This window comes from Macrococcus sp. S115 (genome assembly GCF_030067655.1).
GTDB classification, from domain to species: Bacteria; Bacillota; Bacilli; order Staphylococcales; family Staphylococcaceae; genus Macrococcoides; species Macrococcoides psychrotolerans.
The window spans coordinates 47052-70622 of sequence record NZ_JASJES010000010.1 but is presented as its reverse complement, the minus strand read 5'-3'; the positions used below and the strand labels follow the sequence as shown (position 1 = coordinate 70622).

Genomic DNA, 23571 nt, shown 5'->3' with positions numbered 1-23571 from the left:
AACACCCTTTCCATCACTTGTCTGTCGTTTGTGCTTAATTGATTATCATTTGATAGAACATTTTCTATTGCTGTTCTATCTGATGCAGTTACACCACTATTTCCTGTCTGCAACAACCTTTCTATCGCTAATCTATCTTCTGCTTTTAGATTACTATTATCATTAGATAGAACACGTTCTATCGCTAACCTGTCTTCTGCTGATACATTAGAAGGATCACGTATTAATCTCTCAAGTGCTGTTTTATCTTCTGAATTTAAATTATTTCCAGATTCAGTGAGATATCGCTGTACTGCTGTTTGGTCTTCTAGTTGCCCTGCATTAGATGTCTGTGTTAGAACATTTCTTAGGATGTCTCTGTCATTTTCACTTAATGAACCAGAATTAGATAATCTTTCAATCACATTTCGTTCATCATCTGATAATCCTGAATCTCCGCGTATCACTTTTTCTAATACATTTCTTTCTCCTGTCGTTAATAAACCAGAATTGTTATCGACAACCTGACTTACAGCTTTTTGCATAGCTGAAGGCATAGCTTTTGATGTAGAGGTAGAATCTGCATAAGCTTGCGCATTTGCCTTTCCTTCTGCAAACGATTCAGTAAGTCCATTATCTATAATACTCGATTTAACAGCTTCTGCTGTATCAGTAATGCCAGTTTTCATTTTTGTCATAGCTTCATTCGATTTATTAGATACATATCCACCTACACCTGCAGAAGATAATTCGCCAGCTTCACGTGTCATACCTTTGATTGCATCTGCTGTTTTGCCACCAAAACGTTCAGCTAATCCTTTATAATTTGGATCTGCTTGTTTTTCACGTAGATTATTCACTCCATCTTTTGCTGAAGATACACCTTTACCTAACATCTTACCAGCACCAATCATGGCTCCACCAGCTGCTAAACTTCCCATCAGTGCTTTATACCCGTCTTGAACACCAACGTCTATTCCTAGTAGCCTTTTTGCTGTTTCTGGACCATCTATAACAAATTTTCCTAGTGCGATCATGGCAACTGATATAATCCAAGGATTCCATCCTAAAGTCGTTATATACTGCATCGCAAGTAGATATAATTTCATAACAAACGCTAGAATTCCGATAGCTGCATAATTCATAACAAAGTCGTTCATAAATGTTTTCATCTTTTGACCTGTTGTAATATCTGTAGCTGCTATCCATGGTGCAATTAATTTTTGGAATGCAATCTCCATCATAAGTAACATCGTCTTGAACATCGCGAATATTAACACGAATCCTAGCACTCCAAACTGAATGAACATCGTAAAGAAGTTTGCATTATATCTGTAATACCATTTATTCAGGAATCCCACCTGTCCGATAAATTTAAATTCAGCAGGTTTAATTTCTTCAAAGTTAACTCCACCATCTTCACCATCTACAAGTTTATGACTAAATATATCTCTTTCATCTTTGCTTAACTTATAATCTCTATCTCCTGCTTCTTCAATCCCATCTGAATCTTTCGAGGCATTGATTAGTCCTGAAAAGTCTTTATTCTTGATATTGGAGTTTGAAATATCATTATTGATATACGTCTCTTTATTCAGCTCCCAATCCATTTCTCGACTTAAATACAGTAGGTCTACTGTGTTCATCGCAACAACCTGTGTCGCAAAGGTCTCCGATTTTAAGGTTTCACCACTTCCTGCATCCTTTCCAGCCTGTACAAGTTCTGTCGAGATAGTGTTTAACTCTGTTGTCAGATAAGGTATCCCTAATATCAGACCAAAAGCAAGAAGCACATTCATGAATACATCACCCTTCTTGATACCACGACCAGACATAATAAGATAACCTATCCATATTAGAGACATTGTAAATAATGCCATCGCAATTGGCATCACAACATCATTCACTCCATCCATGGCCTCACTTTCAAAGAAACCATTGAAGGTCAACATTTTATCTAGCCCTTTTTCTAGTATTGCTATAGTCGCATGACAAAATAGCACCATCCCCCATAATACTTTGAATAAAATCATCCATACCCAGTCCTGCTGTACGAATAATTCTTTATATGTTTCTAATATATCTTCATAGCTCACTATTTCACCCTACTTTCTATTTATTCATAAGTCTTTCTTTTGCTATCGCTTTCTCCAGTTTTTCTAATTCAGCGTAAGCTTCATTTTGTTTTAATTCATTGAATGTATTCTCAAAAGATTTCTTATCCATTTCAATTAATTCTTCAAACATTCTCTTTGGTAGTAACTTTTCTAGTTCTCCTGTTATGATATTCACTATGTTTTCATCAAAATATTTATCTGAAATAAATTTCGATGGTTCAACTACTTCAATCGTTGATTTTTGGCTTAATGGATTTCTTACTGCCTTCTTTCCTTCTTTAATCTCTCTTAATTTCTGTGTAATTCTTGAGGCTGGACTTTCAATTTCTTCTGCACTCCATCCTTTATTCTGTAAGATACGCTGAATCGTACTTGAAATAACATCTTCCGATTGTACTTCAAGTAATGCGTGGTAGAGTTCATAATCATTAGTGATTTCCTTACAAATGCGCATCAGTTCTTCTTTATTTTCTTTATCGAAGTATTCAAGACTTGCGATATATCCTTTTGATATCACTGTGACTTTTTCAGGTCGTTCCTTCCAGTTAATTCTATAGTCGGATAGCTTTAACTTTCTATGAAGCGAAGGTATATCAAAGTCTGCAAACTGATTAGCTGGCTCAAAATCATTTGCTAGATAACGGAATCTGAATGGTGTCTGTGTTTCATTATGATTATAAATAGGTTCTGGTCGCATCGCTTTCTTCTTATTATCCAGTGATTTCAAGAACCTTAATATCACCTGTTCTCCTTGAACAAATTTAGGCAGTAAATCAGCTTCGATAATTGGAACTTGCTCTATACTATCTGTTTCACTGATTTCAGTATTAAACATTGATCCATTTCTATTTCTAGTCGTGGATGTCACTGTCTTCAAGCCACACTTAGCAGCTATTTCATCGTTCGTTTCCTTGTTTGTTGATTTAATGTAGATATGAACCTGGCAGTTATCTTTTATTGTGTCAGCATCCTCTTTACCATATTTCGCAGGTAGCTGAGTATAGCCTTGAACATAAAGTTCAAACAGTATATTTCGCCCTAAACAAACGGTCATAATATTTGCCATATCATGTATTGGTGGGAAGTTACCAAATTCATCTAACCTGAACTTAACTCTCTGATGACATTTACCACCACTTTCTGAAGCTCTTCTCGCAAGCATCGTATAAAGCTGTGATATAAAGATACTCGCTACAACATGAATTGAGCTGTCATAATCAGGTACAACCATAAATACTGCTATTGGTTTTTCACTATAGAAACATGTCGTTTCAAGTATGCCTGTATTCTCTTCAACTGGCTTCAAATACGCAGTTTTAGGATAAATTTTATCTCCTGTGTATTCATCTATTTCTACTTTCACAAATCCAGGTGCTTCACGATAAAAGATATATTCAAATACATCTCCTAAGATTTCTATTCTAATAGTTTCTCCTGGTTTCATCGTACGTTTAAAGTTATTTTCCATGTATCCAAGTGAGTCTACTTTAAAGTTTGCTCTTAATTCATCTTTTTCTCCGTAACCGTAGATCACTACGCCACGTTCATACATGTATTTCAAATCAAATTTTACTCTCAGTCGTTTATTAAACCCAACTCTTGTAAAGTCAACAGAGTTTGCCGAACCCATTTTAGAAAGTTTTTCTGATGTAAATATCTGTAGTGTCGTAGATGCTACTGTCAGAATACTTGATCTTGTATTTCCTCCTGCAAAGGCACTCGTCGCATATTGTTTCTTCGCAATGGAGCCATCAGGTAGTGACATAATATATTCATCTAATCTGTTTATAGATTCACCATCTTCATTAAGATAGTTCTCTGTTTCAGGCCCTAAAGTATTTAATAAATCAACAACATTACGCATCGTAATGCGTTCAGGTTTTCCTTCTTCTAATGCTCTGTGAATAACAGTAAAGATTAACGCATTAACTAATGATGCAGCTGCATTGTCCCAGAATGGATCTGAACCTTTCCCTGGAAAGAGTGTCTTTGTCAAAGATACGCAATACTGTTCTGCCTGTGCAAAGTCTCCTTTGATATATTCCTGTTTGATAATCTCTAGCATGTTGTAACTCATACCGTCATCGGGATTTACCAGGTTCAATACTTCTACGTCATATCCTCGCTTTCTTAATGTTTCATAGCTCCCTGCATATAGTTCACCTTTTGGATCTGCAAATACTAAAGATGGCTTATTCTTTGCTCTCGTATCAATATCTGTCGCTGGAAAAACCAATGATTCACCTTTACCAGATCGTGATGTACCGATAACAGCAACATTAATTGTATCTGTATCAATTAAGAACTTGCCGTTATAAAAGAATTTATTAAAGCCACGCATCTTTAATAATGCTGGCAGATCATTAATATGCGCCATAGGTACACCAGGATCACCATCATATTCCAATGTTTGCTGAGGTACTGATTTATATTGCCTTTTTAATTCCCTGACTGTCGCAAATCTTGAAGTGCCTTTCTGACCATAATTCATTTTTCGATATTTCTTATAAAAACCAAATATTTTATTCTGAAAGAGATAGGAAAAGATAATAAATAAAATAGCCCAATACAACAGATGTTGTGTTGGGCTTGTTATCAATAACTTAAACTTTTCTAAAGAATTGACGTGATCTGTAAAAAATTGAGTGTTGTAACTGATAATCATGTCAATTTTCTGCCAAATATCTACATCCTTATTTTTAGGTATTAATCTGACAAAGTTTTCTTTAATACCTGAAAAATAATTAACGATTAGATTAGATATTACTGCTGTAACAAAAAAGACTGTGATCGAAAATGTATACATAATCTTTCTGTCAGCAAGTAGCTCCTTAATTTTAAAGGGTTTTCTTTCAGATTTTATAATCTGCTTTTCTATTGGTTTCTGTTTATTTGTTGCGATTAATATATTATCTAACATCTTGTCACCTAATTTCTTAGAATACTTAGAAAGGTAAATCGTCATCTAGTTCTTTATCACTGATATCACTATAAGTAAAGTTGTGTTGATATGTTTCATAGTCAAGTTTATCTTCTTCATTAACATTTACATTATTTTCTTCTAATTTTTTACTTTCTTCTTTTGCTTCTCTTTTTTTCTGTCTTTCCATCTTCAGATACAGCATACGTTCTTCTGCATCTTCTGATTTTTCCTGTGGTACAATGCTCGTTGCAATAAAATATGGGTGTGGATACGATGGATTGCTATTATCTCTTGATTTAAAACTGTCAATCGAATACTCAATCAATATCTTCTGTCCTTCAACTAAATATTTAGAAGCATATTCTGCAACATGACCATATAGGTGGAATGGTAAAGTTGTGTAGTATGACCTGTACTCTACTTCTTTCGTTTCCTTATTTACAAACCTTCGTTTATCCATAACATTTAAGTAAATTTTTGCTGTAGACACACCTTTATCATTTTCTTTTAATTTTATGGAATTCAAGATAAATCCTAATATATGCTTACCTCTTAACATATTAACCATTTAAAACCCTCCTTTATCTAAAGATCTATTTATTTCTTCTAAATATTTTTCAACTACCTGCATATCTTCGATATTATTCATAGCTTCAATAAATAGAGTTTTCAAAGGGTTATGTGATGGCTTTTGGTTAAAATATTTAAATAGGTTGAATGTTTCTTCATTTTTCGTTGTTAATGATTTAATACTACTGATAAATGCTTCATAGCTTTTCTTTTGAATAAGTGAATCATATACGATGACTGTTATAATTGGCAGAGTTTCAGCGTCATAATCTCCCGTAGCTGTTCTACTAAATGTTTTTGAAAAAGATTTTACTTGTTCTTCATATTCATCTGTATTAATTTCTTTAGATACTAAATCATATAGTTCATGAAGTGATTGATCCATTGAGGTTTCTAAAACCTGCTGTTCTGATATATCTTTATTATCATTTTTAGGCTCACTTACTTCCTCTATATCATTTACTAGGTTAGTTTCAGTTTTAGGTGTATCAATCTCTTGTTCAATTTTATCTTCTTCATTTGCGTTAGATACATCATTAATAGATTGTTCTGTAACTACCTTATTTTCAGCTGATTTTTGAATATTTTGGTCTAGCATTATACCTTCACTTTTAAAAATATCATTGATATCTGTCTTAATTTCAATAATTGGTATTCTATTGTATAAATTGAATTCAATTTCACAATTTCCTTCATCATTTTGTACAATTGAAACATCAATCACAACATTTAATGTATAATCACATAATTTAATGAGTGATTTTAATTTATCTAATCTGTCTTTATCGTCAACCGATTTTTTCCACTCAAATGTATAATCTCTGTTAGTCTCACCGACTGATCCAACTAGTAACAATATTGATTCTTCATTCTCTAAACTTGTAACACTTTGTATCTCTTTAACATTTACTGGTATTTGAATAATCGTCATGATAGGTTCTCCTTTTACTATAATTGTGATTCAATCTCTTTTTTTATTTTTTCATCTTTAATATCTTTAAGAATTGCTTTTGTACTTTCTTTATCTCCCTTATCAATAAATAGTTTTGCCATTTTCTCTAAGTCATCCTGGCTAATTTCTGATTTCTCTTCATAACTCATGGTCTGATATGTCTTGATAAGATCTTCAGTATTTCCGTTAGCCAGATAAACTCTTATTAAATATTCTTTATCATTTGTCTGTTTTGCTAATTCAACTGCATCAATAAAATCTTTTTCAGCTAAAGCCTTATCTTTCAGCTCATCTTTTTTATTAGGGTTAACTTTATACGCCTCTATAAAATCATGATTATTTACAAGCATTTTATATTCTTTGTCATCAGAATCTTTAACAACTGTTTCTTGGTTATCTTTATTGTTTTTATCTCGGTCAAAATACCCATTATTTTCAGCTACGACATAACCAGTGCCTCCAATTAATGAAACAATAAGTGCACTTGTCAATAATTTACCTAATTTATTATCTGTCTGCTTTGATACAGGTTCTACTACATTAAATGGTTCTTCCTTCTCTTTGTTTGGCATAATCTGAGTAAGATAATTAGATTTAATTAATTTATTCATCTGTTCGTTTTCTTTTTTGTAAAGTTCCATCTCAGTCTGACGTAGTTCAAGTTCTTGTTGCTTTAATCTGTTCGCATCTTCTTCAGCTGCAATCTTCCTTAGATGATTTTCTTCTTGCTTTAACTGTAGTTCATGTTTTCGAGCTAGTGCCTCCTGCTTAGCTATTTCAAGATCATTTGCAGATTTAATTGATTCATCTTTTATGGCATTTGCTTTTGAAATTTCTGCTTCAGCTTTTTTCATATCTAAATTAATACGTTCTTCTTCAAGTTTTAATGCCTTTCTTTCGTTGTCATTCTTTTCTTTTTGAAGTTTCAATTCATCGCTCTTATTCTTATTTTGAATGATTTCTACACGTAGTAATGAAAGATTTTTAAATGTTTCAGAATCATATTTAATTAAGTTATAGTTTAATTCTTTTTCTAATGACGCTTTAAGCTTTAAAATTTCATTATCTAATAATTTTATCTGCTGTGCTTTAAATGCTTCTACTTTTTCATTAAGTTCGTTATCCAGGTCTTTCTTGCCACGCTCTTTTAACTTTTCGTTATCATCGTTTAATTCTTTGCGTTTTTCAGCTAAGCGTAGCTCCCTTTTTTCTTTCAGCATTTCTTTCTTAGTCTGATGTTGTTTTTTAAAGTCATCCATATCTTTTTGTAATATTAGATTATCTTCTTCTTCAAGCTGTTTATTTAGGGTATCAATAATCTCTTTATTTAGGGGTGCTTGTTCGTTAATCAGATTATCAATGTATTCTTTGTAATCTGGTTTATTTTCTTTATAGTATTCCTCTATTTTGTCCTGGATATCTTTTAAGCCACTATAGTAATTCTCTTTTAATGAATTTATTAAAGCATTGGATTGATTTTTCAAATACTTCTGTTTCTCTTCTTCTCTTTTATTTAAGAATATAATTTCTTCTCTTTCGATTTCACTCATATTTTGTAGATCAGGCTTCTCAATATTGAGCTGTGGTACGTCTATATTGAATTTTTCATCAGATACCTCATTTTTTAATGCATCTTGAAATTTATCTGATATCTCATTAATATTTGATTCAATGATTTTTTCATCATCTATCGACTTTGAAGTATATATTTCAATCGTATTGTCTGAATTTATCTCATTCTCAGTTTCATTTACAGAAGCATTCAAATGAGTAGGTTTATTATCGTAGCTTTCTTTTTCTAATTCTTTTGTTTCGTATAATTTATCATCATTCACTGCATTTTCAATAATTTCTGCATCTTTTTGCTTTAGCTGAGAATCAGATAAATTTACAATTTCATTCTCTTTATGTAACTCATCAGATTTAGCAGAAGCAATCATATCAGCTTTTAATTCTTCCAGCTGATTCTGTTCTTCTTCATTAAATTCTATATTCTTTTCAGATTGTTTCTTTTTAAATGGACTTACCTTGCTGAATATACTAACTTTTTTTAGCTTTCCATTTTTTACACTTTCATTAGTAGCTACATCATAATCTTCTGATTCCTGTAGTGCCCCAAAAAATTGCTTTTTATAATCTTCAGAAACACCTTTTTCTTCTGCATTTCTATCTTTTAAGGCTTCATACTCTATGATTGATTTGATTGATTCTGGAGTATTTTTAGTAATTGCATAATTATTTAACATGAAATGTACAATGTTAGGTGCATCATAATCAACTATCTCTATATCAAATGTGTATACTTTATTATTCTTATCAGCAGATTCTTTTAACAGCTTCAGTTTTTCATTAAATTCACTGAAATAATAAGTCTTCTTTAAAGTCAGATTAATAACCTTATTTATATCTTTATCCTTTGGTAAATTTGAAACTTTTACTTTAAATATTTTTAAATTCGACATATTGTATTCTCCTTTTGAAAAGTAATAAAAGAGAGGAAATCCTCTCTTTTCATTAGAATGTTACATTAGTTGTGATCCAGTCTATAATTGATGTAGCAGCTACGATTAAAACGACACCAATCGCAGTGTTTAACAGATATTGCTTTCCTTGTTGACTACCGTTAGCACCACCCCAGATAAACTGGTAACCTGCCATTGCGACACCAATTGCCCCTAATGCAATACCGATTAATTTCAATGCATTTGATAGCTTTTTTAATCCTCCGATAATATTTTGTACAGCATCGTTGTACATAAATAAATGACTAAAATCGAAGTCTCCTAACACTGTTAATAATGTTAGTAAATTCAAATCTAATATTGTATTCATCTTATTGCTCCTTTAATTGTTTTTTGTTTGATCATCTTTTTGCTCTAATACATCTGTTTTTTCCATAGTATATTTATTGCTTTTTTTGTCCGTCGCGATTTTCAATACGAGCTCTAAAGCTTTCTGTGATTGATAATCTTTTTCAATTTCTTTAAAAACTTTACCTTTGTTCAAGAAATCGAGCTGTAATTCATTTGTACAGTCTTGTTTAAACTGATTAAAGTCTAAACCTGCATTTTCTACAATTGCTTTAACCTCTTGTGTACTTAAGTTCAATGTCTTATCTCCTTTCTATAAATTTATATAAAAAAGACCAGTACAAAAGTACTGATCTTGATTATTTCTTATTATTCTTCGCTAAATTTTTTACGATACACGAAGTATCCTACTGCTCCAAATAAGGAGATTGCTGCACCTGCATATAGTAAAAAGTCTAATGACTTACTACCTGTATGAGGTAAGATACTTTGAGTTTGTGGTTTTTCAATCTTTTCTACCGAAGGTTTTTCAGTTGTCGTTGGGACAACTACTGATTCAGGTTTTTCTGTCGTTGGTGCTTCAGTGGTCGGCTCTTCGACTTTAGGTACAGTAACTTCTACTTTATCTGATGGTGTCGTTGTTCCATCTACAATTACATTCGCTGTATTTGGGATAATGATATTTCCATCTTTATCTGTGTATTTAGATAAATTTGCATCTTTCTTAACTTGTGCTACAACTTCGAGTAATAACTTTTGACCAGAATATTTTGCTGGTTCTTTTGCTTTCCATGAGATAATTTCTTTCTCTTCATCTATTGTTAGTGTTCCTTTAGCTGTAATATCCTTACCATCCTTATCAAGTACTTTCGCTGATTTTGCTTCTAATACATCTTCCAAGTCATCTTGAATCTCTAAAGATTTGATGTCTTTTTTATCTGTAACCGTGGTACTCACGTGATACTTGTAATCTGTTACTGTTTTAACTTCTGTAGCATCCACTTCTTTTTCGTTAGCATCTAATACAGATTTATCAACTACTGTTTTAGTTGGATCTTTCGGTGCAGGTGGTGGTGTAGGAATGAATAATCCTAAATCGGCATCCATATTATCCTTATCTAATTTGATTGTTTGCATTAACTTTGTTTTGTCTACTGGTGTATATTCCTTTGGTGGTGTGAAATCTACTGTATAATCACCTGCTGGTAAACCTTTGACGATATATTTACCATCTTTGTCAGTAGTTGTTGTCGCAATAACTTTACCATCTTTATCTTTAACTTCTACCTTTGCGCCCGGGATACCCTTTTCAGTAGTATCTTGTTTTCCATCCTTATTAACATCATTCCACACTTGATCACCCAATGTGTATTTAAGTATAGGTTTGACGACAACAGGATTAGATGACTTAATACCTTCTTTAGTTGTTAATTTTCCAACGTTTGGAATTTCAATTTTTCCGTCTTTTGTGTAAGGCGTTAAATCTGCTTTTGTTTTTAATACTGCTGTCACCTGCATCTTTAACTTTTGTCCAGAAAATTCAGAAGGTGTTTTTGCAGTCCATGTAATTAATTCTTTTGCATCATCAACATTAACAGTTCCTTTAGATGTAATATCTGTTCCTTTTTCGTCTAAAACCTTAACGGCTTTTGCATCAAGTACATCTTCTAGGTCGTCAGTTAGGACTAACTTATCATTTAATTTACTATCTGTGATTGTGTAATCGACAAAATAGTTAAATGCAGTTCCTTCCTCGACTGTAGGCACTCCACCATTCACTGGCACTTTCCCGTCTACCATCTTTTTAACAGTGCTTACTGTAGGGATATGTGTTTTAGATACCGTATGATTCGTTGGATATTCGACTTTATTGATAATTGATTTTGCGACATTATCAACTACATCTCCCTCTTTTAATCCATCAATAGGTTTCGCTTTAAATTCTAGTGTGTAGTTCTTACCATCCATATTCATCGTTTTTAGAAATTCTGCATCACCATTGAACATCAATGTATGCGTATCTTTTGAATATGTGAATGATGTCGGTGGTACGCTTACAGCTTTGCCAGTGCTATCTAGTAATCGTGCTGAACCTTCAACATAGGTAGTATTTTTAGGCAGATTATCTACAATCGCAAACTGACTATAACGTTGTAATGCGTCCACACCCAATGTTTGTGTTGGCTGGTTTACTTTGAACGTTAATACCTCACCTGTTTCAAACGTATTCATTGTTTTATTTATCTCATCTGAATCAGTTACAGTTTTATACGGCTTCTTAGGGGCTACGTCAAATAGTGTGGATGAACTAATAGAATTCCATGCACCATAGCGATTTGTCGTACCAACTGCGAAATCTAGTGAATCTCCTTTAACCTGGAATGATACAGTATTTCGTTTAAATGTTTCTCCACCTAACTTATCCGTAAATTCACCAAAAGTACCACCATATACTTTCTTTCCATCAACAGTCATAGATTTAACATTGGTATCTGCCGTTAAGTAAGTATCTGATGAAGGATCTTGATTCTTATATCCAACGTATTCACTTGATTCGTTTTTATACAGGCTTGTAACATTAGGATTGCCCTCATAATAGTTCAATGAGTTAAATGTGAAATATGCATCATTGTTGAATGCAACTTTTGTCCCATCTTTTTTAATGAATTCGACATTAACGTCGAAATCTCTAACATTCAAATAATAATATCCGGAGAACATATTATCTGAAATCATAAATCCCACGTCTTTCATTTCTCCTGCAGAAGGATTAGTTTCACCCTTAATATTGGAGAATGTCATCTTCACATCAACAGGCTCACCTTTATATGTTGCCTGTTGTTTATAGAGCACTGTAATGACGGCTTTTTCTGAGGTTTCTTGGTCTAGTCTAATGCTTGTTCCGCCAAACCCATCTTGGAATCGACGGAAAGTATGAGAGTCAAAGTTCTCATTCTTTTCCATATAGTAGTCCCCCGTCTGATATTCATTATTTGTCGGTTTAGTCACTGATTTTGGCGTTACGCCTGTAACTGTGACTATCGGTTTAATCTCTTTACCAGCATCAGGAATAATTAAAAAGTTATTTTCTACAGCGCGTAATTCTCCATCTTTCACAGTTACTTCAGCTGCATCTACCTGATGTGATACTAATAATGGTGATGCGATAACACCTGTTGCTAGAAGTACCTTTAATGTCTTGTTTTTCTTGCTTACTAAATTTTTATTCATTCTATATTCTCCTCTAATTTAAATAATAAAAAAGCCATCAAGTAATTTCCGTTACCTAATGGCTATGTCCCTTAAAACAGTTATTCAGTTGGTGCTCGCGGGGAATTCATATTAGCTACTCCTTTCGTATTTATTAATAAAACCCCAATTACAGTTACATTTGTAATTGGGGTATAATGGAATAAAATATTTAATTGGTGGTAACATTTATGCTCTATACAGATGTATATAAATACTTTGAAAAATTAGATGAAAATTATTATATGGGCAATTTTACTTTTAATGGTTATGCAATAAGAATATGCCTTTCTACATATAAAAATAATCCTTTTTTTGCGATTATTTGCAACATGCCTGACGCAAGAATAATGAAAGACATTATATATAGACAGTACTCAAATGGTGACATTTATATTAATAAACAATGGAATCCTGATATGCTTTCCCATGCTATGTTATTAATTGAAGGTATTGGTAATAGTAGATCATTTGACCCTTTTTATGAACGATTAAAAGAATATATCTTACAAGAACAATTATATATAAGTAATAAACGAAATATATTAGCTGAAACTAATTCTACAGTTAGAAACAAAGATAACTATATTTACTACAAAACACACCGAAGAACTAACATGTCTTCTAAACAAGAAGCAAAATGTTTAGATATATTAGGTAGTTCAGCTACTAATTATTTAAAATCAAGACGATGTACTGCTGTATTTACAGATAATATATTTGATAAGAAAGATTTTAAATTTGATTTCTAATTAAAATTAACCGGTCTTTCCAGTTCGTAAAATAATTGTGTTTCATCATCAATTAAAATTAGTGAATCACTTGTTTTTTTAGTCACTTTATCTTTAGATATATTTTTAAACCAAAAATTATTATCTTCTCCAAACGAGACAGCTATTTTCATATTTTTATCTTCTTCTGTCCTGGTTAATATATTATATCTATTGATACTTTCATATTTTATTGCATCATTTGTTTTTTCGTTGATATTTTCCAATACCACCACTCCTTTCAATAGTAATAGCCCTTAGAATCTATAATAATTATCCTAAGGGCTTTTTATTCAAATATTGGTACCATACTTATAAGCTTATGACTAAGTTCACGATGATTAACCTTGTATATCTGTTCTTCATAATTAAAAAACTCTAAATCATTATGATTAATTGGTATTAGAATCATCTCTTGAATCATAACTTCATCATCATATATGTTTACACTTGTTGTTAGTTTATCTTGATAAACATGACCCAAAATTGTATTTTTAACATTTGATTGATATGAATCACTTGCTGTTGCTACTTCTAAAATAGGTTTACTGGAAATAAAATTTTGTATATATTCTCTTTTATATCTAAGTACATAAATAAAATAATTAATTTCTAACCCATTTGATACTAATTCATCATATTGTTCATATCTACCTTTAAGTTTCCAGCACTCTGTTATTTTATATCGAGCTATTTCATATTTTTCTTTTAATTCTTTATTATAATCATCAACCCTATTCTTTCTATCATCATCATCTTTTTTAGAAACAAAAATATTATCATATAATGAAGATTTGCTTCTTTCTATAACATTAAATTCTTTGCAGTTAATTCTATTAATAAAGTCATCATATGGTGAAAAATCTTCATCATCTGGTACAAATGATATACCTTCTTTTACTTTACGATTAATTAATGTTCCAACACATAAATATCTTTTATTTGGATAAGGCGTAATAATTTTAACCTTATTTGCACTTAGACACTCTTTTTGTGTTTTTAAAGAAGTAACTTTAATTTCAAAATGACTTGATCTTGATTTTATCTTCAAGTCAAATGTTAAATGATTGATATATAAACGAGGACAAAGCGTTATAATTTTATTAATATCTTCATTATCTGATATATTTAGTTGTCTCATTCTTCGTTCTAAAGGTGGATCAAAATAAAATGTAGTATTTTCATCAATGAACTTCGCTTTATTGATATTCATTTACTGCACCTCCCATTTCTATTATTTATAATTTCTTCTTATTATTAAATCCACTTGTATTCCATAAATAATTCGCATAGTCGCTGCGCTGACACGTATGTCTCTTATACATCTGATCTACAACGATATGTATATCTTTTCTACTTCTACTACAGACCATCACAATTTCAAAACGATTCCATGTAGTCATACTAACAGCCATTTTTTCAGTAAACATCTTGTTTGACCTTATACTCTGGAATCGTTCTTGCAAATCAATATTTGCAACTCCATTTAGCTTCATACCATATATTCACCTCCTAATAAAAAAAGGGATTTAAAATCATTAATTGATTTTAAATCCCTTTTTTACTGCTTTATCTATAATATTCATTGTTCTTTCTAATTCATATCGACACGTTAAAAGTTTTTCCTGAAGACGATAATTTTTATATAGCAAGTAAAATATGATTAATATAAGCACTATAATGATTATCATGCATAACTCAACCTGTAATCATTATTACTTTTAGCATTTAGTATTTTGTCATTTAACATGTCATAAACAATAATCTTACTCGTAAAAAGATTAAACAATAATTCTGAATCAGGCATCTTCGTTAATCCTCTAATAAAACGATAAGTATTATCTGTCGCCTTACACTTTGTCCCACAACTCAAATCAATATCATAATCAGTACAACATATGATATCTCTATCTTTTTGTATCAAGAAACCAGCATTATTTACATGATCAACCATATAATCTTTGATATCCTCCTTTATTTCTTCACTGATACCAGGTATTTCATTCTCTAAAACAGCTATATCATTTAATACAACAATATAACTTGTTGTCACTGAAAAAGTTAATGACAACTCACCATAATACACTTTATTCAAATACTTAAATTTGTTCCCTTTATTTTCTGCACATCCATATTTAATTGCAGCTTCAAATAATGACATTACTGTAGTAATTGATACATCGTCTAATGATAATGTATTAAACTTCAATCTTTCTAATAGTTCTATCGCTACATTTGTTTCATTTTCAAGAATATATAAATTATCAAATCTATCTAGTAAAGTTGATACAGCATTTTTAATTTCAGATATATCTTCTAAATACATGTCTTTCATGATTATCATTTCCTTTCCCTTAGATTTTTTATTGTTATTTCTAGCAGATTGATTTGTGAACACTTATAAGTCTCATTATGATAAAAAATTATTTTACTTTATTAGGTCTGTTCTATAGAATTTATGGCTTTGAATTCTAAACCTTACATATCAACATCGCTACTTTTGATTATCGCAATGACGAGATTTGCTCCCTTTTCAGATCCTGGCAAACTAATATGAGGATGAACGCTTTTTAGATAAACGATAACTGTTACCCTAATGAGTAACTAAATTTATAGACCTTCTTCTACACTAGCATTTTCGCTTTTATGTGGCTGTTTCCAGCTCATCATCCTTAGAAGTTAAAGAATGAACACAGAGTCATGTTATTTAGTTGTCAAAGTACTATATTGTGTCTACATCACATTGAAAGTATTCACAAATCAATCTGCTAGAATTGATTCTTATGAATTTTCAATCTATCTTTTCTTACATAGTTCACTTTTCTAATATGTCTATCACGATTCGGTCTCTTATAAATAATCTGACCTTGTAAATTTCTTACTGTCTTGATCTGACTGAGTAACTCAGCGAGTGGTAACATTCTTACAGTATTATTTAAAAAGTTGTTGTTATCTCTATGTCTTCTAATCACAATACCATTTCCAACGTTTACATAATCCTCATTACTAAAAGTTCTGAACATATAACCGTTTTCTTCTAATTCTGTAATATCGACAATATGATTAAAGTTATACATCAATCTAAATTTTCTTGTATTAATATTTGCTGTTTTCATAATCAACAACTCCTTTTTATTAATCACTTTGGGAATGATTAATTGACTGTATGGGAATAACGCTGCCTGGTTTGACAACTAAAAAAGAGGACCCACCAACAGCTATTTTCAGCTATCAGCAAGTCCTCTATCCTCTAAATTCATCTTTATCATAAACTAATAACCCCTCCCCTCTATTTCTTATTAACAACGTAAAGAAAGAAGTAAGGTTTATAACTCTATAATTGTAGACAGAACGTCATACAATACAGATTTACTGTATTGAATAAAACACAGTTATAGTTTATTATTGAGATACTGTGCATAACAAATATATAGCTGGTATCTATATATTTGTAGCACAGGATTTAGAGGGGATAAGCCAATAGCTATTTCCAGTAGCTGTTGGTGATCAGGATAGATAAGTGTTGGAGCACTTATCCGTCCGTCCCCTTTTTAATTGTCAAAAAACAGGTTTTGTTATATTCGATAATAAGTTACATTTATCTTTAAGTCAACATAATACACCAAAGTTTTTCCACAATTAAAAAATTTATATAAAATTAAATTTATATAACACAACTTATTTTTCTTTTAAATACACATCTTCTGAATCATCTAATTCATCATATTCTACCTTTTCTTTTGACGGTAAATAGTTTACACAATCATCATCACTTTTATCAGTTACATCTTTGCAATAAGTATTAACTGATCTTAAAACTAGATTTCCTTCTTTATCCTTATCTAAAGCCCAATATCCTGCATCAGGTGTCTGATCTACATATCCTGCTTTTAATTTATCAAAAGTAACATGGTAATAACCATCTTTTGATTTCTCCTCAGAAACCTTGTATTCACCTTCATCTGTTCTACCTAAGTTACCGTTCTCTTTTACCTGCAATGTACCATCATCTCTGAAAGTTAAGAGATATTCATTATCTCCTCCTTGTGTTGCTTCAAAAGTTTTACCCTTCAATGCAGCATCACCTTCCTGATTAGATCCACATGCAGTTAATATTAATGACAATCCTAATAGACCACCAATAACACTCTTTTTCATGGACATTTCCTCCATCAGTTATAATACTATTATACCAATAAGCTATATATATGAATAGCATAATGTATAATTTTATTCTAAAAAGTTTTTTATGGTAACTATGATACTAGAATATACTGGGAATACAACTATTTTCTTTACATTAACAATATTAACATAAATGCTCCCAAAACACAAACGTATGTTCGTACAAACAAATGTTCGTATAAAGTCGAAAATATTTATATATATTTCATAATATATAACTACACAAGTCTATATAAATATATATTTATGTAAGGGACAACGGACAAAATGTATTTTATTCTAATTTTACACCTAAATCGTTGATTTCATCGTGTTTCAACCCATCACTGGCGATTGTAAAATGTCTGATGATCTGTTCTTTTTCTTGCAGGTTTAAATAAGGCATCACCTTTGTTAAATACATACGATATTGAGCCTTCAGGTTCTTATTCTGTTCGATTAATGTCTGAATATAGTTGTATAGGGATGCTTTTGTTGCAAGTACAACCTTACTTCCTTCTTTGCCTATTAATACTGTTTTAGTTAGCTTCAGGACATCATAATACGTTGATCTTGGTATGTTTAACGCACTTATAACCTCTTTAGGACGCATTACAACCTTACCTTTTTCCGCATTCTCATTGATAAAACGAATCATATCCCCTTCCCACTCATACCAATGGGATCTTTCACGCTCTTCTCTTGGTTTTGCATGGTGTCTGAAGAAGTAATTGTTCTTGTCATTGTCTGTAATTTCGCACCAAGTATACAATAATAGGTCAATAAATTGCTTTTTAGCACCTTTATATTGCCCTGAATAAGCGCTGTTTACTTTCTGTACAACAATATTTTCGTCTAATGGTTCTTCAAGATTACTGTTAAATTTCTGCATCATTAACAGAGCCTCCTCTTTTTCAACTTTTCCAGCATAGAGTTGAAGGCTCATAGTAAATATTGCATTGTCACGTCCGATTTGTCCGTTACTACCCTTAATGTGGGTACAGTTAATAAGCATGTGGAACCATGGTTCATGAATGCTTCTTAGAGATGTGAAATCATAGACCTTTGCTGTATCTTTAGTCAATTTTCTACTCTCGATATTTAATTTTTCAAACTCCATAGAGAACTCAATAAATTGGTCTAATGAATGAATTGAGTTCGGGCTGTATGACAAAATATTTTCCTCTTTTGGGCATCTGAAGAATCCAAAGTGATTACATGCCATGTCAACTTCTTCAAACACCTGTCTGTAGTGTTCTCTGAGGTTCATGCTGATTCTCTTTGCCATCTTTACTGCTTTATTATCATTCTTTTTAATAAAGATTGGGTTTTTAAGATAATACTGTACCTGGTAACCGTTAGGCGTATCTAGAATGATTGTTGGCTGTAAACCTGCTTCCATCCCTCTGAATACGATATCCGTACGTTTTACCTTGTTTTTATCAATCCCATCAATATCAATTACAAATGCATTTATCTGTTTTAAGTTATCTTCTCTATGACCTATTACCTTATCATCACCAATATATTTCGCTGAACGAAATACATTTGGCGTAATATGAGTAAACGTCTTATGATTATCTACTAATGCCTCTACTGAGCCGATGATTAAGCCTTTTGCCCCTTTCAGACCGGACTTTGTATTGATACCAATCACTTTTCCAGGTCTGAAGACAGAAACAGGTTCACTGAATGCGAACTTTGACCCTTTAGGACGCTTTACAGATAGTCCCCCATTCGTCATCTTCTCAAAGATCTCTAGCATATTCAGTTTTTCTACATACATAAAAAGCTACCTATCCTTTCCTCGAATATTGTCATGAAAGAAACATATGATCAATATTCCAGAGGAAAAGACGGTAGCATAAATCAGGGTAGGTCAAAGAAAATACACTAATCCCTATAAAATTTGTGCAAACATCTTGTCAGTCTGCCCAAACAATTATATAATAAAGTTAACAAAATTAATTATAAATAGTTTGCTTGTTTTTTGTTTTTGGGCAGGCTGACTATTGAACACTATTTTCGATAAAGAGAGGATTCCCAAAATCCTCTCTTTTTCTTATGGTCTAAAGTTTGGTTACCAAGCAAACTTTAGATTTCTTCCTGGATTCCCAGGCCCAAGAAGCTATAAGAAGAAAATTGTTTCAATCGCTATGAAGTTGTTATATTGCTTATATTTAGAATACACAAATATACAAGCGTTGTAAAACGTTAATTTTTATTAGCATAAAACATAAAACATAAATAATATTTTATGTTTATATTCTTTGAAACCCTCTAGAATAAGCCTTTTCTACGAGCTGAATCTATCTTCTGGTCTATGCTGTTTTCATAAACTTTTTCGTATGTTTCCTTATCTTCACCTTTTAGCTTGTCTGCAAGCTTCGATAATGCGAAATCTACAAGCTCTGCTTTATTCATATCTACATAGATTTGATCTAATGCCGTAAGTTTTGCATGTGTATCTCCAGTTACTTTAATAGAAGTAGCTGCAATCTTTTTTATCTGCATCTCTCTGTTTGCGAGTGGATTCTCTCTTAAATGTTCCTTGTTATTCTTTAAATCATCTAATAAACTCATATTATTTGGCCTCCATTTTTTCTAAACGTTCTAAGAATTCGTCTGTAAGATTCTCATATTCTTGAATCGTCTTTCTGTCCCAGTGATCTTCTTCAGTAATGCCATATTCATCCCAGTACTTCACGCGTTCCATATGTTTGATGATATGTTCAAAAACATGTTCCTTATATGTAGCAGTCGCGTCTTCTAATGTCGTCATATCTGTTTTTGTCTGCTTTGAGAACATAACAGGTACAATTCCTAGAATTTCAAATTTATTTTTATAAGCATCTCTGAATTTTACTAAGTGCTCTGCAAACTTATCAACCGCTCTGAACGATCTTCTGTGTGTCTGCATCACAATTAATGAATAGTCACATGCGTAAATAGCATTATTGCTAAAATCTGAAATTGTTGGTGGTGTATCGATAATGATTAAATCATACTCTTTTCTAACACCTTTTAAAAATTCATCTAGAATTTTTACCTTCTGATAGCTATCTAGCTGAATTAAATGATATGGTAAGCCTACCAGGTTAAAATCTGCTGGAATCAGATCCATATTATCACTCAATTTAATAGTGATTGCTTTTCTATTTGTTTCAGTGATACCTTTATAAATAGATAATTTCTCTAAACCAGCAACATCCTCTAACATATCTTTTCTGAATGTTCTAAGTAGAAGTTCTGTTGCATCTGCCTGGGGATCAAAATCAACGACTAATACTTTTTTATTTCTTTTTTCAGATAAGACATAAGCGAGTAAACATGCTGTTGAAGTCTTACTGACACCACCTTTAAAGTTATTGATGCTAATTACTTTACCCAATACTATCACTCCTTATAGTTACTTGATTTTATTATAGCATAAAGCATAAAATATAAAACATAATTTATTAAACATAAAACATATTTTAAAACATCATAAATGTGCGTAAAAGTACAATGAATATAATAAATACTACGATCCACACTAAGCATCCTGAAAACAATAACCATATCAATCTTAATGCAGCTACGATGACACCTGGCAATAATATAACCATCACACCTATTATTAATATACCTAGAACACCTGAAGGACCAATCGTTATAAATGCTAATATACTTAGAACCATCATTATTCCAAAAAAAATTAATCTCATTTTTTCACATCCAGTCAATAGATAAGGGATATCTATCTATATTATTTACTTCATAACAATACACTACCATCCTTTAAGCTGAAGCTCCTTCATCTGATATTCAACTAAAGCGTCTTTTAATGTTTCAAACGGAGGTGTACATGATTTATGCGTATATCCTTGTCCTTTCTCATAAGTATATACATAGTATTCACCTTCAATTTCACTAACTATCAGATAAGTGAACACGATTTCTTTCCCTCTCACAAAATTTCCTGGAATCATCTCTTGGGGTATCTCTTTTCTTAAATTCTTTAAACTAATTTTTGTCATTGTGGTACGCTCCTTTTTTCAAATACACGAACTTGTGCAGTTATATATTTATGTTATTAATTTTTATAGTTCAGAAATAACAGTAAGGTACTGATGATGCAAGGGCAACTTGTTGAACGTAGTGATCCCTTGCATCATTAGGCTAGTTGAACATTAGCTTCAGCTGATAGTGAAACTTTATTGTTAGTCTGAAAACTAAAAAATTATATAAATATATAAATGCAATTTGTGTTTTAATCTTTAATTTAATCAATAAATCGAGTGAGCTTATGCGAGATTTATTCCATGCACTTATCACGCCACTAATATAAACGCTTTTCTTATATTAGTGGCGTGATGCAGTCAATAATTTTCAATGACTGCACACGCATTAATTAAATTTTTATATGTTTTAACTCCTATCTGTTCATAGGCACTTTCAATTGTTTCATAGCTATAATCCGTATGTGTATAAGCTAGTGCTTGTATTTCACTAGAAAACACTTCTACAAAACATTCTCCTGAACGGTTATCAATAGCTACATATTCTTTTTCATCTAAATAATAATATCTGTCTTGATGAGATACATTTCGAGATGGCTCTTTATAATTATCGATAATAGACTTACCAAATTCAGAACTAACTTTCATTGAATACCTCCCAACTCACGATAATTTCACCTATGTTATATATCCAGGTATCTTTCCATATCACCTTATATCCTAATGGCTCCAAATCGTGACGCAATATCGCAATTAAATTGGGTACATATATTGGTTTAGATTTTAATGATTCACCAAAACGCTTTGTGTTTTCGTTTAAGTATCCATCAGCAAAGAATCCTTTACCAAAATCCCACGTAACTGTATTTTCGATATTAAGAGAAGTTGTTGAAAATAATACAAAGTGCGATTTACCTTTTTCTACTGCATTATTTAACTTGTATTTTAACAAATACTGTACAAATTTCTGTTGAAACTCTGTTAATTCGGGTTTTGCGATACTCTCTGTAGCTTTCAATTCAAACATCACTAATCTCTCCTTTTTTCAAATACACGAACTTGTGCTTTTGAATTTATGTATTTAATTTTTACGGATTAGAAATAGCATTGACTGAAAAATAATACAAGGGCAATGGAGCGTAGCGGAATTGCAGCGTTTACCCTTGTATTACTTTTTCTAGTTGAACACCAGTTGGATCTTTAACTGGTAGTGAAACTTCGGTGCTAGTCTAAGTAGTTAAAAATTATATAAATTCGGTAAAAGCACGTGAGTGTTTGAAAAAACCTTAATTAAAAAGGAACTTATCTTCAGATAAGTTCCTTCAATGCCTTTACAACGATTGATTCATCAATCGTTACTCAATCAGTTAAGATTGTGCAGATTTAGATTTCATTAGACAATCACTGCAGAACAGCAGAAGATTGCAAGGGCAACTTGTTGAACGGAGTGATCCCTTGCAATCTTCTGTTAGTAGAACGTCTGCTTTAGCTGACAGTGATACTGTTCTGCTAGATTGTAGAATGATAAATCTGCACAATTCCAAACACGCTAGTGTTTGTTCCTTGCACTGTAAGCCGACAGAAGCCCCCTGGGCTTTGTCGGCTTACTTTAATAATCTGCCATATAATAGTAGTTTTCCTTATCAACATCTATCTGTTTTAATTTATGAAATGTCTCAAATGCTTCTGCTATATAATGATAATATATATCATCATAATCATAACCACCAAAAAATGGTCCCATGTAAGTTGGTAACAAATTACTAGCTTTTTCAGGTACCTCTATTATTTTTATCAATCTATCGTATACATCTTCTACCATATAATTATCAAGTTTAACTCTGCCAGGATTACCTAGATAATATCTTTCATCAAAATAACCATGTAATGCATTGAACTTTCTAAAATATGCTATTTCATCTAATCTGCCATCTTCTTCTTTTACAATATACATATCTAATCCCATTATATACCCCACCTTTTTTAATTTTGCATAAAGAATATAATATGTTTTATATTATATTCTTTATGTTTTA

At 31.6% G+C, this 23571-nt stretch carries 23 protein-coding genes; 1 reads left to right on the top strand and 22 read right to left on the bottom strand.

The window, feature by feature from the left end:
• The 8 genes from QNJ52_RS10590 to QNJ52_RS10555 all read right to left on the bottom strand — a co-directional run.
• Positions 1–2075, bottom strand: a 2075-nt coding sequence (locus tag QNJ52_RS10590; protein ID WP_283722570.1) for a pLS20_p028 family conjugation system transmembrane protein, incomplete at its 3' end; no start/stop codon positions are given.
• A gap of 16 nt (positions 2076–2091) precedes the next feature.
• Complete coding sequence (locus tag QNJ52_RS10585) at positions 2092–5016, bottom strand: VirD4-like conjugal transfer protein, CD1115 family (RefSeq protein WP_283722567.1); 2925 nt, start codon at positions 5014–5016, stop codon at positions 2092–2094.
• A gap of 25 nt (positions 5017–5041) precedes the next feature.
• Positions 5042–5587: a hypothetical protein gene (locus QNJ52_RS10580; protein WP_159372534.1), complete on the bottom strand. Its 546-nt coding sequence runs from the start codon at positions 5585–5587 to the stop codon at positions 5042–5044.
• Positions 5588–6520 carry a hypothetical protein gene (locus QNJ52_RS10575; protein ID WP_283722566.1) on the bottom strand — a complete coding sequence of 311 codons (933 nt, stop codon included), beginning with the start codon at positions 6518–6520 and terminating at the stop codon, positions 5588–5590.
• 17 nt (positions 6521–6537) lie between these two features.
• On the bottom strand, positions 6538–9003 hold the full coding sequence (locus tag QNJ52_RS10570; protein WP_283722565.1) for a hypothetical protein: 2466 nt from the start codon (positions 9001–9003) through the stop codon (positions 6538–6540).
• A 52-nt stretch (positions 9004–9055) separates the two neighbouring features.
• Entirely contained in the window at positions 9056–9373 is a 318-nt protein-coding gene (locus QNJ52_RS10565; RefSeq protein WP_101040753.1) for a TrbC/VirB2 family protein, read from the bottom strand.
• Positions 9374–9385: 12 nt separating this feature from the next.
• Positions 9386–9649 (bottom strand): hypothetical protein, encoded by a 264-nt coding sequence (locus QNJ52_RS10560; RefSeq protein WP_283722562.1) that lies wholly within the window; start codon positions 9647–9649, stop codon positions 9386–9388.
• A gap of 71 nt (positions 9650–9720) precedes the next feature.
• The gene (locus QNJ52_RS10555; protein ID WP_283722560.1) at positions 9721–12582 is read right to left on the bottom strand and encodes an isopeptide-forming domain-containing fimbrial protein; all 2862 of its coding nucleotides are present in this window, start codon (positions 12580–12582) and stop codon (positions 9721–9723) included.
• 209 nt (positions 12583–12791) lie between these two features.
• Between QNJ52_RS10555 and QNJ52_RS10550 the strand changes: the two genes are divergently transcribed.
• Positions 12792–13352, top strand: a complete 561-nt coding sequence (locus QNJ52_RS10550) for a hypothetical protein (protein WP_283722558.1) — start codon at positions 12792–12794, stop codon at positions 13350–13352.
• Here the strand turns inward: QNJ52_RS10550 and QNJ52_RS10545 are convergent.
• From QNJ52_RS10545 to QNJ52_RS10480, 14 genes are all read right to left on the bottom strand, one after another.
• Positions 13349–13597, bottom strand: a complete 249-nt coding sequence (locus QNJ52_RS10545) for a hypothetical protein (protein ID WP_103214524.1) — start codon at positions 13595–13597, stop codon at positions 13349–13351. The two genes, QNJ52_RS10550 and QNJ52_RS10545, sit on opposite strands and share 4 nt — an antisense overlap.
• A 62-nt stretch (positions 13598–13659) precedes the next feature.
• On the bottom strand, positions 13660–14583 hold the full coding sequence (locus tag QNJ52_RS10540; RefSeq protein WP_159372541.1) for a hypothetical protein: 924 nt from the start codon (positions 14581–14583) through the stop codon (positions 13660–13662).
• A 25-nt stretch (positions 14584–14608) separates the two neighbouring features.
• Positions 14609–14866 carry a hypothetical protein gene (locus tag QNJ52_RS10535; RefSeq protein WP_283722557.1) on the bottom strand — a complete coding sequence of 86 codons (258 nt, stop codon included), beginning with the start codon at positions 14864–14866 and terminating at the stop codon, positions 14609–14611.
• 191 nt (positions 14867–15057) lie between these two features.
• On the bottom strand, positions 15058–15714 hold the full coding sequence (locus tag QNJ52_RS10530; protein WP_283722556.1) for a hypothetical protein: 657 nt from the start codon (positions 15712–15714) through the stop codon (positions 15058–15060).
• Between the two features lie 424 nt (positions 15715–16138).
• A complete protein-coding gene (locus QNJ52_RS10525) occupies positions 16139–16486 on the bottom strand; it encodes a hypothetical protein (protein WP_159372551.1) in 348 nt (115 codons plus the stop codon).
• Between the two features lie 562 nt (positions 16487–17048).
• Positions 17049–17528, bottom strand: coding sequence for a hypothetical protein (locus tag QNJ52_RS10520; RefSeq protein WP_159372552.1), 480 nt, complete (start codon positions 17526–17528; stop codon positions 17049–17051).
• 301 nt (positions 17529–17829) lie between these two features.
• Complete coding sequence (locus tag QNJ52_RS10515) at positions 17830–19320, bottom strand: primase C-terminal domain-containing protein (RefSeq protein WP_283722554.1); 1491 nt, start codon at positions 19318–19320, stop codon at positions 17830–17832.
• Positions 19321–19814: 494 nt separating this feature from the next.
• Entirely contained in the window at positions 19815–20117 is a 303-nt protein-coding gene (locus QNJ52_RS10510; protein WP_133421404.1) for a hypothetical protein, read from the bottom strand.
• Position 20118: 1 nt separating this feature from the next.
• On the bottom strand, positions 20119–20934 hold the full coding sequence (locus QNJ52_RS10505; RefSeq protein WP_237052239.1) for a ParA family protein: 816 nt from the start codon (positions 20932–20934) through the stop codon (positions 20119–20121).
• A 76-nt stretch (positions 20935–21010) separates the two neighbouring features.
• Positions 21011–21241, bottom strand: a complete 231-nt coding sequence (locus tag QNJ52_RS10500; protein WP_283722553.1) for a hypothetical protein — start codon at positions 21239–21241, stop codon at positions 21011–21013.
• Between the two features lie 63 nt (positions 21242–21304).
• A complete protein-coding gene (locus QNJ52_RS10495) occupies positions 21305–21553 on the bottom strand; it encodes a hypothetical protein (RefSeq protein ID WP_101040725.1) in 249 nt (82 codons plus the stop codon).
• A gap of 342 nt (positions 21554–21895) precedes the next feature.
• Positions 21896–22183 carry a hypothetical protein gene (locus QNJ52_RS10490; RefSeq protein WP_159372544.1) on the bottom strand — a complete coding sequence of 96 codons (288 nt, stop codon included), beginning with the start codon at positions 22181–22183 and terminating at the stop codon, positions 21896–21898.
• Positions 22173–22562 carry a hypothetical protein gene (locus tag QNJ52_RS10485; RefSeq protein ID WP_283722552.1) on the bottom strand — a complete coding sequence of 130 codons (390 nt, stop codon included), beginning with the start codon at positions 22560–22562 and terminating at the stop codon, positions 22173–22175. Before QNJ52_RS10485 ends, QNJ52_RS10490 begins: the two co-directional genes overlap by 11 nt.
• Positions 22563–23144: 582 nt before the next feature.
• The gene (locus QNJ52_RS10480; protein ID WP_283722551.1) at positions 23145–23501 is read right to left on the bottom strand and encodes a hypothetical protein; all 357 of its coding nucleotides are present in this window, start codon (positions 23499–23501) and stop codon (positions 23145–23147) included.
• Positions 23502–23571 lie beyond the last annotated feature (70 nt).

Coding starts and splice junctions, on each gene's coding strand:
- QNJ52_RS10585 (WP_283722567.1), bottom strand. CDS start 5,016: ATGTTAGATAATATATTAATCGCAACAAATAAACAGAAACCAATAGAA.
- QNJ52_RS10580 (WP_159372534.1), bottom strand. CDS start 5,587: ATGGTTAATATGTTAAGAGGTAAGCATATATTAGGATTTATCTTGAAT.
- QNJ52_RS10575 (WP_283722566.1), bottom strand. CDS start 6,520: ATGACGATTATTCAAATACCAGTAAATGTTAAAGAGATACAAAGTGTT.
- QNJ52_RS10570 (WP_283722565.1), bottom strand. CDS start 9,003: ATGTCGAATTTAAAAATATTTAAAGTAAAAGTTTCAAATTTACCAAAG.
- QNJ52_RS10565 (WP_101040753.1), bottom strand. CDS start 9,373: ATGAATACAATATTAGATTTGAATTTACTAACATTATTAACAGTGTTA.
- QNJ52_RS10555 (WP_283722560.1), bottom strand. CDS start 12,582: ATGAATAAAAATTTAGTAAGCAAGAAAAACAAGACATTAAAGGTACTT.
- QNJ52_RS10550 (WP_283722558.1), top strand. CDS start 12,792: ATGCTCTATACAGATGTATATAAATACTTTGAAAAATTAGATGAAAAT.
- QNJ52_RS10540 (WP_159372541.1), bottom strand. CDS start 14,583: ATGAATATCAATAAAGCGAAGTTCATTGATGAAAATACTACATTTTAT.
- QNJ52_RS10535 (WP_283722557.1), bottom strand. CDS start 14,866: ATGAAGCTAAATGGAGTTGCAAATATTGATTTGCAAGAACGATTCCAG.
- QNJ52_RS10530 (WP_283722556.1), bottom strand. CDS start 15,714: ATGATAATCATGAAAGACATGTATTTAGAAGATATATCTGAAATTAAA.
- QNJ52_RS10525 (WP_159372551.1), bottom strand. CDS start 16,486: ATGAAAACAGCAAATATTAATACAAGAAAATTTAGATTGATGTATAAC.
- QNJ52_RS10520 (WP_159372552.1), bottom strand. CDS start 17,528: ATGAAAAAGAGTGTTATTGGTGGTCTATTAGGATTGTCATTAATATTA.
- QNJ52_RS10515 (WP_283722554.1), bottom strand. CDS start 19,320: ATGTATGTAGAAAAACTGAATATGCTAGAGATCTTTGAGAAGATGACG.
- QNJ52_RS10510 (WP_133421404.1), bottom strand. CDS start 20,117: ATGAGTTTATTAGATGATTTAAAGAATAACAAGGAACATTTAAGAGAG.
- QNJ52_RS10500 (WP_283722553.1), bottom strand. CDS start 21,241: ATGAGATTAATTTTTTTTGGAATAATGATGGTTCTAAGTATATTAGCA.
- QNJ52_RS10495 (WP_101040725.1), bottom strand. CDS start 21,553: ATGACAAAAATTAGTTTAAAGAATTTAAGAAAAGAGATACCCCAAGAG.
- QNJ52_RS10490 (WP_159372544.1), bottom strand. CDS start 22,183: ATGAAAGTTAGTTCTGAATTTGGTAAGTCTATTATCGATAATTATAAA.
- QNJ52_RS10485 (WP_283722552.1), bottom strand. CDS start 22,562: ATGTTTGAATTGAAAGCTACAGAGAGTATCGCAAAACCCGAATTAACA.
- QNJ52_RS10480 (WP_283722551.1), bottom strand. CDS start 23,501: ATGGGATTAGATATGTATATTGTAAAAGAAGAAGATGGCAGATTAGAT.